This window comes from Planctomycetia bacterium (assembly GCA_034440135.1).
Taxonomy (GTDB): Bacteria; Planctomycetota; Planctomycetia; order Pirellulales; family JALHLM01; genus JALHLM01.
In genome coordinates this window covers 1-11,566 of record JAWXBP010000322.1, presented here as the reverse complement: position 1 = coordinate 11,566, position 11,566 = coordinate 1, and the positions used below count along the sequence as shown (strand labels likewise).

At 59.0% G+C, this 11,566-nt stretch carries 10 protein-coding genes; 5 read left to right on the top strand and 5 right to left on the bottom strand.

Annotation, left to right across the window (positions count from 1 at the left end; genetic code table 11):
* Positions 1–125 precede the first annotated feature (125 nt).
* The 5 genes from SGJ19_19615 (at position 126) to SGJ19_19595 (ending at position 3,011) form a co-directional block, all read left to right on the top strand.
* Positions 126–590 (top strand): TIGR03067 domain-containing protein, encoded by a 465-nt coding sequence (locus SGJ19_19615; protein ID MDZ4782460.1) that lies wholly within the window; start codon positions 126–128, stop codon positions 588–590.
* Positions 591–1,259: 669 nt separating this feature from the next.
* Complete coding sequence (locus SGJ19_19610; GenBank protein MDZ4782459.1) at positions 1,260–1,436, top strand: hypothetical protein; 177 nt, start codon at positions 1,260–1,262, stop codon at positions 1,434–1,436.
* On the top strand, positions 1,409–1,717 hold the full coding sequence (locus tag SGJ19_19605; GenBank protein MDZ4782458.1) for an ATP-binding protein: 309 nt from the start codon (positions 1,409–1,411) through the stop codon (positions 1,715–1,717). The genes SGJ19_19610 and SGJ19_19605 overlap by 28 nt, the downstream gene beginning before the upstream one ends.
* A complete protein-coding gene (locus SGJ19_19600; GenBank protein ID MDZ4782457.1) occupies positions 1,600–2,217 on the top strand; it encodes an ATP-binding protein in 618 nt (205 codons plus the stop codon). Before SGJ19_19605 ends, SGJ19_19600 begins: the two co-directional genes overlap by 118 nt.
* A gap of 524 nt (positions 2,218–2,741) precedes the next feature.
* On the top strand, positions 2,742–3,011 hold the full coding sequence (locus tag SGJ19_19595) for a hypothetical protein (GenBank protein MDZ4782456.1): 270 nt from the start codon (positions 2,742–2,744) through the stop codon (positions 3,009–3,011).
* Between the two features lie 73 nt (positions 3,012–3,084).
* Here the strand turns inward: SGJ19_19595 and SGJ19_19590 are convergent, their stop codons facing one another.
* From SGJ19_19590 to SGJ19_19570, 5 genes are all read right to left on the bottom strand, one after another.
* Entirely contained in the window at positions 3,085–7,011 is a 3,927-nt protein-coding gene (locus SGJ19_19590; protein ID MDZ4782455.1) for a tetratricopeptide repeat protein, read from the bottom strand.
* Positions 7,012–7,660: 649 nt separating this feature from the next.
* Positions 7,661–8,635, bottom strand: coding sequence for an IS30 family transposase (locus SGJ19_19585; protein ID MDZ4782454.1), 975 nt, complete (start codon positions 8,633–8,635; stop codon positions 7,661–7,663).
* Between the two features lie 1,159 nt (positions 8,636–9,794).
* Positions 9,795–10,166: a hypothetical protein gene (locus SGJ19_19580; protein ID MDZ4782453.1), complete on the bottom strand. Its 372-nt coding sequence runs from the start codon at positions 10,164–10,166 to the stop codon at positions 9,795–9,797.
* A gap of 337 nt (positions 10,167–10,503) precedes the next feature.
* The gene (locus tag SGJ19_19575) at positions 10,504–10,791 is read right to left on the bottom strand and encodes a putative quinol monooxygenase (GenBank protein MDZ4782452.1); all 288 of its coding nucleotides are present in this window, start codon (positions 10,789–10,791) and stop codon (positions 10,504–10,506) included.
* 282 nt (positions 10,792–11,073) lie between these two features.
* Positions 11,074–11,566 (bottom strand): argininosuccinate synthase (locus SGJ19_19570; protein MDZ4782451.1); only part of this gene is annotated, 493 nt, incomplete at its 5' end.

Genomic DNA, 11,566 nt, shown 5'->3' with positions numbered 1-11,566 from the left:
GGGAAGAGGAGGCGTTTTCTCGGCCAGGCCTTAGAATGGTCGGCCGGCCCGTTTTCCGGGTCTTTTTCCGATCGTGTCGTAACTGTTCCGTTTCCCGACGGACTCGTCGCGGCGAGGACTCGACCATGATTTGGCTCTGTCTGGCGTGCACACTCCTTCCCCCACAGCCCGGTGTCGGAATCGCCGACGATCAGACCCAGATTGAAGGCCAGTGGCGGATGGAATCGGTCCAAGAGGGGGGCGTGGCGGTAGACCTGGCGACTGCGCCGGACACCTGGACGATCACCAACGGCGTGATGACGATCGGCCGAAACGGCATGCTGGGGACGACGGACCTGCGGATTACGCTCAACCAAAGAACGAGTCCCAAGCAGTTCGACGTGGTCTACGTCGGCGAGGACGCCGGCGTGAAAGCCAGGTACCAAGGGGGAGTCCACGGCATCTACAAGCTCGACGGCCTGCGGTTCACCCGCTGCTTCGTGTACGGCAATCTCCCTCGTCCGACGTCGTTCGTCCCGCCGCCAGGAACCAGGGTGCGACTGCACATCTTGAAACGACCGGAAAAGGAAAAGCCCCCGCTCCCGAAATGACGAGGGCAGTGTTCCGGAGCCGCGGAGCGGCGCCACTCCATTAGCCAGTGGGAGCAACTGAGGACGCCGAGCGATAGCGAGGATGAAGTCCGAAGGCGGTAGTCCTTCCCTCTGGACCGAAGGCCGCCGTACTCGAGCCAACCCCTAGAATCGAAAACAAGAAGAATCTCTCCGGAGCCCCGGCGCGGGAGCAACTGAGGCCGCCGAGCGATGAGCGAGGGGAAAGGCCGAAGGCGGTAGCCGAACAACGCAACGCCTCGATTCCGTCCCAAAGTTGAGAAGCTAAGGCTGGGGCACTCCGGAAATCACACCTGCCTGGGCAACAAATTCTGACAATGCGCAATCTAATTCCGATCTAACAACCTCGCCTCCCAGAAAGGTTTTCATCACCCACCGTTGCTCGATCCCCCCTCCGTCATCTCACGGTGCGCGAACTCGCCCGCGTTATCGGCTCGTCAGCCGCCACATTCGACCAGCCTTTTGCTGATCGCTTTGCGCACGGATTCGGAGGCCGGCTTTCGGCTTTGGAATCTTTGACTTGGACCTTGCCGCCCTAGAATCGGTGGCCGTCACCTTTTCTGGTTTTCATCGACCCCAGAATTGCGGTAATGCCTTACCGCACTGCAAGCGATTGAGTCACTTTCGGTCACGGCGGCGGAGTTCGCATCAATGGCACAACAACTTCCGAGAGTGCGCCCGTCTCAGTACGACGGGACGCAGTTCGTGGTCTACGTCGACCTGCCGCCGCGCACTTGGACTACCGCCGATCTCCATCAGCACGTGTACGGGGTCCGGCTCAACGAGACCTTGGACGTCCGCTGCAAGAGGCGGCCGGCCATCAACTGAGTCATATCGAGTTCCTGGAGCTGATCCTCCAGGACGAACTATTGGTCCGCGACGGGCGGCAGATCGCTCGCCGCGTGAAGGCGGCCCAGTTCCGCGATCTGAAAGCGCTCGACAACTTCGACTGGTCGTTCAACCGTCGATCCCGCGCAAACAACTCTTCGACTTGGCCACTTGTCGCTTCGTCCGCGAGGCTCGCGACGTGTTGTTCCTCGGGCCGCCCGGCACGGGCAAGTCGTTCTTTGCTCAAGCAATCGGCAATCTGGCGATCAAGCAGGGCCTGATCGTGCCCTACCGCTCGATCTTCGACGTCGTCCGCGACTTCCTGCTCGACGAAGCGGTCGCCGGCCAAGAGAAAGTCCTGGCCCGCTACCTCAAGCCCGATCTGTTGATCATCGATGACATGGGAATGAAGAACCTGCCTCGCCAGATCGGCGAGGTGCTGTTCGAGATCATCATGCGGCGGTACGAGACCAAGAACACGATGATGACCAGCAACAGGCCGCTGGAGGACTGGGGCAAGCTGATCGGCGACGTGCCCAGCGCCACGGCCATTCTCGACCGCTTCCTGCATCACGCCGCGATCATCCAGATCACCGGCAAAAGCTACCGTCTGCGAAATCTGGCGGCAGCCGAAAACATCGGCGCAGAAGATTCAAACCGGCCAACCTGCCGACCGGGTCGAATGCGAAAAGGAAGCCCAAAGGCGGCTCGGAAAAGCCCGCCGAAGAATAGGTCGGTGCTTGCGAATCGTGACAATTCGAGCGATTATTCAACCTCATAACCCGGCCGACCAAACCTGGTGGGGGGCGCGCTGACGAGTGGCCGGTTTTAAGCTGCTAAATGACAGCGCCAGCCCTGAGTCTCACCCGAAACATCGGCTTCAATACGCCGCGGGGCTGTCACGCCGAGCAAAAGCGGCACGGCCACAAAAATCATCTATGTTTGCCATAGACGACGTGCGAGAATCATGACTCCAGCAGATTGCCGTCAGCCGTTTGTGTAGCTTGTCATCGTTGCCGACGGGCTTCGCAAGCGAAAATTGTCGTGCAATATACGAAGCTGACTTTCAGACGTCCCGGGTGATCAGACGCGTGGCAGATCGACCTCGAATATTCTCGCGGGCTACACGTCATCCCCACATTTCACCTTGCATCGCAGCGCTAGCTCGACACTTGCGATTCCCAGTGCCGCACGCGACTGTTGATGAAGAATGGCCTACGACGAAAGCTATGCGAGGTTTAGTGAGTCCTCCGGCATCCGACATTTTCAGACGCGTTACACGATTCGATCTAAAAAGGACCTAACATGGCTCGTAGATCGTTTACGCCGGAAGAGTTGGATGCACTGTTCTCTTGTCCGGATTTTGTCCAGCGATCAATGGCGTCGGAGTCGGAGGATCCAACCGAACTGTTTCTGGACGCCTCCGAGCAACAAGTGGAAGAATGGCTCAGAGTCGGATTTGAAATGAAACGACGTATGAACGACGATCTGGATCGGACACGTGAGCAACAAAACGTTAAATGTCAGGCTTCCGGTCTATCCGACAAGAAGCGATGGTGGCAATTCTGGAAGTGACAATATGCTCCTCGCAAGAGATCGAGTTAATCAATTAATCAATTGGCGTGGCAGGGAGCTCGCGTGCGAGAACTTACTTCCAGAATCTCCACCATGACTTCTTCTTCGACATCGGAGCCTCGCCAATTCCGTATCTGCTGAGCACACCTTCCGACAGTTGACCGAGCTTCGCAAGAACATCTTTCTTTGAATAGCCCCTGAGAGTGAGAAGATACCCATATTTTTCCAGTGCCGTCGTGCAACCTGGATGACTCTTGCCGGAAAGCGTTAGGCGAAGCAAGATTTCCGCCTGACGCAGCATCAGCACTTCCGCTTCCTTGTATTGTTTCTGATTCGCCAGAAGCATCGCCAGTTTGTTGAGAGCAGGGGCAAGGGACGGGGCGTCGGAGCCAAACGCTACTTCCTCGATTGCCAGCGCGCGGCGCAATATCCGCTCCGCCTCCTGCGGCCGGCAGGTCTTCTCCATCAAGCCGGCCATATTGTTTAGATATGCGACGACATTTAGGTGGTCTGGGCCGTGGCATCCTTCGGCGATCTTCAGTGCCCGATGCATCATCGGCTCTGCTTCTTCAGTACGTTCCGCGCTAATCAGCAACTGCGCCAGGTTGTTCAATTGCCTAGCAACGTCGGGGTGGTTCGGTCCGACGCTCTTCTCTAGGACTCTTAGTGCCCGGCGAATCAGTGGCTCGGCTTCGACGGTGCGATTGTTTTCTTGCAATAGCGTCGCTAGATTACCGAGCGAGGCGGCGACATTGGGATGTTCCATTCCAAAGCTGCGCTCGTTAATGTCAATCGCCCGACGCATTACTAGTTCGGCTTCGTCGACTCGGCCAGTCTTTTGAATTAAGGCGCCTAGGTTGTCGAGACAACATGCGACGTCGGGATGCTCCGACCCCAACCCCTTCTCAAGAGTTTCCAGCGCCCGGCGTGCCATCTGCTCGCCTTCATCTATGCGTTGCGTGCTCCCGAGTATTTCGGCGAGATTGCATATCCGGATAGCAACTGTTGGGTGATCCGGCCCCCGACTTCGTTCATCGATCAGCAATGCTCGTCGGACCAACGACTCCGCTTCGGATGTGCGGCTCGTTGCAAGCAAAACTCCCGCCAAGTTGCTGAGGCGCGTTGCGACAGTCGGATGCTCTGAGCCAAAGCACTCCTCGTCGATCTTCAGAGCTTTTCGGAGCAGTGATTCGGCTTCTTCAAACCGGCCTAGCGATTTCATCAAGCAGGCAAGATTGTTCACGCTGGCGGAATAACGGGGATGCTTTACCCCATAAATGCGTTCAGCAAGGCCCAGTGCCTCGCGATATCGTACATCAGCCTCCTCATAGCGTCCGGCTGTCAGCAGAATGCCCGAATAATTATTGAGCACGCACTGATAGATGTCGCTTTCTTGTCCGAGCTTGTTTCGCGCAGTTTTCAACGCTCTACGCGTCAGCTGCTCGGCTTCGGAAAGTCGGTTGGTGACCTTCAGCAAGTGTGCGAGATTATTCAGGGGGGAAAGAACTTCCTTGCTTTGCGGGCCAAAGCATTCCTCCTGGATGACAAGAGCGCGTCGTGCGAGCGTCACCGCTTCATCAAGCTGACTTGTAGTCGTCAAGAAGTTCGCTAGATTATTCATCGCACTCGCCAGCGCGGACCGATCCGATCCCGCTATTGATTCCTGTATGGCCATCAAGCGACGGAAGTGACGCTCGGCACCAGCGTAGTCCCCTTGCCTTTCCAGCAAGTACGCCAAGGTGGTCCGGATCGCGAGTGTGTTGTGATGCTCCGGTCCTCGAATCTGTTCCCAGGCGGCCAGAGACCGCTCTGTCAGCGGCTGTGCGGCCGAAAAGAGCCCGTTGTCCGACAAGAACCGGCCCACCATGCCGAGAAAATAGGCGCAGTATTCGTCCCCTTCGAGAGTCATTGGACCTTGCTCGTAGTGCGTCACATGGCGATCAGCCGTCTTCAAGTAACACTCCGCCATGTCGCGGTTCAGTCGTCTCAATGGCTGCCAATAAGCCGTTAGCTCCCACTTGGACTGTGCGTTGTAGAGTGCTAAGAACAGAGGTACGTCGGTGAGACACCCTTCAAGGCGATTCCAAAGCGAGTCACCGTCGATGCCGCGTATCGTTGCAGCGGCATGGCGCTGATACGGCCATTCCGCCGCTTTTCGCTGGCTCATATCCTGTTGGTGTAGGTGTTGCTCGAAGTACTTGGCCATCGCCACGTGGGCGGCTACCCGTGATTCTTGAGAACTAAGGAATTCGGTGTCGACTGCTTGCCGCAGAAAATCGTGGCCGAAGGCGAACAGGCCCGAGCGTTGACTGAGGTGGGGTTCCAAGGCCAAGAACAACGGCGACCAATGGGCCCGCGGGAGCGGCGAGTAGCCGGTTCCCAACAAATCGAGCCATTCGCCTTCCGACAGCCCCTGACGCGCCGCCCACAAATGCATCAGAGCGCGGCGGACGAGGCCAGGTTTCCCCGGTTCGCGGGGCTGGTCCTGACGGTCGAAATCTTCCTGCCAGCGAATGAGCACGCGCTGGAAAAGGGCCTGGGGAGTGTCGGCTTCCAGATAATGGGCAACGCGCGCGGGAAGTTTCTCGAAACTGCCGAACTGGCGTAGCTCTTCCAGTAGTGTACGGAGGAAGAGCGGGTTTTCGCAGCCGGGCGCCGCGACCAATTGCCACCTCAGCGTTGTATCGAGCGGACGCCCTTCGACGTCGACATGACGGGAATGGATGCGGAAATATTCGCCGACCATGGCGTCGATCTCGGACCGGTCTGCCAACAGCAGGTGGTGTTCGTTCCAACCGCGCTCGCGGAGGGCATCGAGCGCCGGACCGGGGAGCGACGAGGCAAGCACCGTGACGTGCGGCGGAAAGCTGCTCGGCAAGAAGTTCAACCGCCGTTCGACGTCGGTCCCTTGCACTTGATTGAGCCCGTCGAGGACAAGCACGATCCGCCTTTTGCCGATCGCCTTCGCCAGCCAGTGCGGGAGCGCCTCTCGTAGTTTGTCGGAGCCGACCGGAATCTCGTCGGGAACGTCGAATCGCTGTTTCAACTCGCCCAGCAAGCGACTCACGAAACCGTCGGGCGAGGTGCTGGAGGGGGACGCGCCGAAGTAATGCTGGAAGAGAAAATCATCCGGATGGTTCTGGGCCCAATCGTGGGCCCAGGCTGCGAACAGCACCGTCTTGCCGCAGCCGCTGTCGCCCGTGACAACTAGCCCTTTCCCTTGACGATCCGTCCGCTCGGCGAAGGCCCGTAGAGCTTCCTGATGCTGTGGACGATCAATACAGGCGAACAATTTGTTTCTGGCATGGGCATCGTGTCCTAGACGCTCTTGTGCCAACGGATCGAGAACTTCAGCTTCCGGATAGAGGCGATTGATGAGTGCGGTAAAGTCATCAAGAATCCAGCCCGCGACGGTTTGTGGGTCGGCATAATCGACCTGGCATATGCAGGTGCCGTTATCCTGCGCGGTCAGGATTCTTTTTTTCAAAGCGGCGAGCTTGGTCTTGGCTTCGTCATTCTCGCTTTGGTAATCGTCCGGGTTCACTTCGGGGGGGAGGCGCGTGAGGTAGGACGGATCGCGAAAGTAGAAATAGGCATGACCATCCATCGAGGGATCGCGTAGCACGCCGTGCAAAATTTCCAGTTCGGTGACCGATGTGTGGTCTAGAAGATGCTCACGCAACCACGGTTGCCGTGCGATTAACTCGGGCTGAGTTTCATGGGAAGTCCAACCGTAGCGCTCGCCGAGCAGACCGATAAAGTACGGCCGACTGCGTTCGATCTCGGCCAAGCACAACGGGAGCACCTGCCCCTCTTGAGCTTGTTCTTCGGTAATGCCCCAGCGGAGGTCGACCTCGGTGAACGTGACGAACCGCCGCGCACAGAGTCGCCGCAGCGCCGGAAAGACTTCTTTGACCAACAGATCGCGTTCCTGCATCATGTCGCGGAACGTGGAGGAGACGAATACCCGGATGACGCGGTCGGTCGTGGATAGTGGCATGGTGAGGCTTACTGCGCAGATTGCCTGTCGGCCGCATGCGGAAGTCGTCGCGGCAGACTGACGGACAAAGTTTAGACTTCGCCCCGGCGCGGTTCAACGATTTGCGTTCAGCCCGCGGTCGCGACCGGCCGTTTGATACTCGTAGTCCCCAATCCGTCCCCAAACGCTGTCGGCCCACGCCAAGCAATTCGGTCGCACGAGGAATCGGTCGTTGTCTGATCGGAGGGAGAATGGTCGAAGAAAAGAAGAGAAGGTCAGAAGAGAGTGGTCGCTCGGGGACTCGAACCCTGCAGCCTTTCGGCACAAGATCCTAAACGTTGCATGTCATCGGATCATCGAATTCTGGTCCCGCTCTGGTACCGGCCCAACCGCGCGAATTACCCCGTCGCAACCTCGTTGCTTGGCTGGGCGTCATCGGGCTCAGGCGATTGGCTCGACGCTCGGAGTTTCGCAACTGCTCGGATTCAGCCGGTGCGAAGCAGAATGCAACGTCTTCGCGAACAAGGTACGGAGTGAGAAGCTGCTGACCTTTCGGACCGATATAGATTACTCGCTCGCGTCCATGGTGCTCAGTTTTGTGTGACTGCGGGCGGTAAGCCCAGACGTCACTAGAGCGGTCGACATTGCAGGGCCGCATCGAGCGGCAGGTTCAAGAACCAAACGCGACGCCGTAGTGCGCCAGGTGTTGTGTAATCACTTCGCGAGGCGTCCGATAAGCGAGTCGTTTTCGCGGACGATCGTTGAGCAGTTTCTCGACGGCGGCCACCGCGCGATGGCTTTCCGCCGCCAGATCGGTTCCCTTGGGGTAGGACTGCCGGACCAAGCCGTTGGTGTTCTCGTTGGTGCCGCGCTGCCAGGCGGCATAGGGCCTGGCGAAGTAGATGTTCACGCCGGCGGCTTGGGCCAGTCTTTCATGCTGGGCGAATTCACTACCGTTGTCAAATGTGGCCGTGCGGCGCAGCAGCGGATCGAGCCGCTTCAGCTTGAGCGTCAGGGCGTCGCACACGGTGCGCGACTTGAGATTGTCGACCCGCTTGAGCAAGGTGTAGCCGCTTTTACGTTCGACCAGCGACACCAAGCCGCCGCGACGATCCCGGCCGACGATCGTGTCTCCCTCCCAGTCGCCGTAACGCTGCCTCGTGTCGACGACGTGGGGTCGACCGTCGATCGAGACGGCGCCGCGTAAACGCCCTTCAGGCCGTCTGCGGCGAGGCTTGCCGAACCGGAGACAGCCCCGCCATTCGGGATGCCGCTCGCGCTTCTGTCGGTCGATCCAGGTGTAGATCGTCTGCCGGGAGATTCGACGCTTGGGATCCCGCGGAAAGTCCATTTCGGAACGGCCGGCGATCTGATCGGGCGACCATTGTTGCCGCAGACGTTCTTGCACGTATTTCAGCGTCTGGGCGTTCCGCATCTTCGGAGTTCGATTAACCCAACGACGCGTGTCGGTGCGCTGCTGCGCCTCTTGCGGATCGTAACCGCGCGAGCCCGTGTTGCGTCGCAGCTCGCGAAAGATCGTCGAGCGGTGAACGCCCAGCCGAGAGGCGATCTTCTGCTTGGAATACTTCAGTTCGAGCAACTGAGCTAGGACGGCGCGATCGGCTTCGGTAAGTTGCTGGTGCATCGCCGGGATTCCTTCCGAATGGTTCGTCCGTGAGATCGACGACTCATTCAGAACTTCCCGGCGATGTTTTTACCAAGACCACTTAAGCGTTAATCAAACGACGCATTTGGATTCGGAACCTGCCAGCAAACTTCGTCAGGTCGACATCCCCTCAGCCGCTGAAGTCGAACCATGTCCGCAACAACGGTGCGAAGAAAGGGAATCGTCGCTTCGATGACGGCGTCAGATACGGGCATCACGGGTTCGTTTTCTCGCGCAGCGGTACGACCTCGACGCAAATCGGGAACCGCGGTCAACGCTTGGTGTACGGTCACAGGGATCAACTCGTGAGCAACCGCCCATTTGAAAAGCCTGCGGATTCGATCGATGTTGTCGTTGATGTATCGCGGCTCATCCCGAGTTGGATCATCTTCGACTGCAACGCCGCGAGAGACAGGGGGCCGAAGTCGGCGGCCTGCGTTCGGCCGTACGAGTTGCAAAGCACCCGTAGCGCAACCTTTATCCCTTCTGTCGTGCCGGTTGGATGGCCATTTTTGACGTAGTACGTCGTGGCCCACTTCATGTAGCGGGCGGCGATTTCGGAGGATCGTGAGAAAATAACGGGTCGGGAGTGAATGCCACTAAGTTAGCCTGCATATGGTGCTAGCAGCGACCACGCGACCGCAATGCGTTGTGCAAGCATCGTCTTAACTTCGGGGCATTCGGGTCGGGGAGTCGATTCGTCGGGTCTTGCCGAGCTTACAAACGGAATTCGAAATTCGAGATGCGAAGAATTCCCCTCACCCCCCGGACCCTCTCCCAGATTACTGGGAGGGCGGAGTAGGTTTGGTGTGCAATGGTTCCCGGGGTTGGCGTCGAGTACGGTGGCCGTTGGCCCAGAAGGAAGGACTACCGCGTTGGGCTTGGTGGCCGCGCCCAGAGGAAGACTACCGCCCTCGATCCCACCCTCGCTCATCGGTCGACGATCACGGTTGCTCCGTCGCTCATCGCTCGGCGGCCCGCCTTGCTCCCATGGGCTAATGGAATTGTGCCCCGCTTTGCGGGCTTCAAACTCCTCGGCTCGGATTGAACGCCGTTGGCGTCTCGGAGCGCGACCAACAAAGCGCGGCTTAAAGGGAAATCAGTCCAGGCCGTCGACCAGGCTCGTTCGACCTGTCGGTTACTTCTTCAACCGCCCCAGCTCTTCGCGAATGTGGCTCTTGGCCGTTTCGCGGATCAAGGTTTGAACCGTCGCCGGCGTGGCATCGAATTCGGCGCGATCCATCCGACCGTCGCCGTTCTTGTCGTACTGGCCGAGCTGCCCTTTCGCCGTGGCGGGAATCTTGAATCCGCTGTTGAGCACCTGCTCCACGAGCGCCGCGACGATCGGCTCGTCGGCCGGCGGCGCGGTGGTTTTCGTCAGGGCGTCGATGTCGGCGATGCTCGCCCCCCCGGCGGCGCCGCCCCCAGCCGGCCGTCGCGCATTTTCACGACCTGACGCAGATCGTCCATCGTGTCGGTGATCAGCACGCAGGTGAGCAGGCAGAGCCACTCCGCGTTTCGAAGTGGGACTTCCGGGGCGTCTAAGGTTCCAAGTAGCCAGTCTCATCGTTCATCCACCAGGTCGTTCCGTACAAAGCCGTCGCGATGGAAGTAAACAGCGGGCCAGGGTGTCGCAAGGCGGAGCGAGGGGAACGCCTTCCGGCCCGGGACGGAGCGGCTATGTCGAGAAGGCGATTTGGTCGAATTGATTTGCCGTAACGCCGTTGGCGTAAGAGGCCAATACGATGCATTACCTAGGGTAGGACCGAGTACGGTCCAACCCTAGGCTATCTGCCTGTACGCCGTTGGCGTACGGGAAGACATCGCGCGGGAGCGTGATGAGTACACTACTCGACCAGCGTGCTCGGGTGGGGCGTGCGGTTTACCAGCGGAATGACGTGCGGTTGGTAGATTTGCGTGTAGGCGTGCGCCTTGCGGTGCTCGTCGACCGACGCTTGCGATTCCCAGCGTTCGACGAGGATGAACGTCGCCGGGTCGTTGTTCGATTGATAGACCTCGAACCGCAGGCAACCCGGCTCGGCCCGTGAGAGTTTGCCCTGTTCAACCAGGTGGCCCCGCACCTTGGCGACGTCGGCCGGGTCTTTGACTTGCAGGATTACATTCAGACAAATCATTGTTCTTGGTTCTTGGTTCTTAGTTCTTGGTTCTTAGTTTAGGAGGGCTTTGTTCTTCGTGCTTGGTGCTTAGCCGGCGTACTTCAGTGTTTCGGCAATGCAGGGCCAGGGTACTTTAGCACTACAGCAATACCGATGTTTCGGGTTGCGAATATCGTCTTCGCGTGTCGGCGATATCTGTTGCGCTTAGCGTGATGATTTTCGGAGTGCCGCCGCTCCGCCGCTCCGAACTCCTCGCCCAGGAACCAAGAACCAAGCACCAGGCACGGCCGCGAAGCGGCCCTAGAACTTGCGCGGCGTCACTCGGCCTTGCACGCGGCCCGGCAGGCCTTGGATCCGTAAAAAACCTTCGGCGTCGGTTTGGTTGTAAGAACCGCCCCCTTCCATCGTGGCGATTCCTTCGTCGTAGAGGCTGTTGGGGCTCGAGCGGCCGGCGAGGATGATGTTGCCCTTGTAGAGCTCGAGCGTCACTTCGCCCGTGACGGGGCGCTCTGCGTCGCGGATGAAGGCCATCAGCGCGTCCATTTTGGCGTGGTACCAGAAGCCGTAATACACCATCTCGGCGACTTCCGGCGAGAGCCGGTCGCGGAGGTGCATCAGGTCGCGGTCCATCGTCAGTTGTTCGATGTAGCGGTGGGCGTCGTACAAAATGGTCATGCCGGGCGCTTCGTACACGCCGCGGCTCTTCATGCCGACGAACCGATTTTCGACCATGTCGATTCGGCCGACGCCGTTGCGGCCGCCGATTTTGTTCAGCTCTTCGACGATGGCCAGG

Excerpts from the sequence above, each read along its gene's own strand:
- SGJ19_19575 (MDZ4782452.1), bottom strand. The coding sequence starts at position 10,791 with ATGATTTGTCTGAATGTAATCCTGCAAGTCAAAGACCCGGCCGACGTC.
- SGJ19_19590 (MDZ4782455.1), bottom strand. The coding sequence starts at position 7,011 with ATGCCACTATCCACGACCGACCGCGTCATCCGGGTATTCGTCTCCTCC.
- SGJ19_19585 (MDZ4782454.1), bottom strand. The coding sequence starts at position 8,635 with ATGCACCAGCAACTTACCGAAGCCGATCGCGCCGTCCTAGCTCAGTTG.
- SGJ19_19615 (MDZ4782460.1), top strand. The coding sequence starts at position 126 with ATGATTTGGCTCTGTCTGGCGTGCACACTCCTTCCCCCACAGCCCGGT.
- SGJ19_19610 (MDZ4782459.1), top strand. The coding sequence starts at position 1,260 with ATGGCACAACAACTTCCGAGAGTGCGCCCGTCTCAGTACGACGGGACG.
- SGJ19_19595 (MDZ4782456.1), top strand. The coding sequence starts at position 2,742 with ATGGCTCGTAGATCGTTTACGCCGGAAGAGTTGGATGCACTGTTCTCT.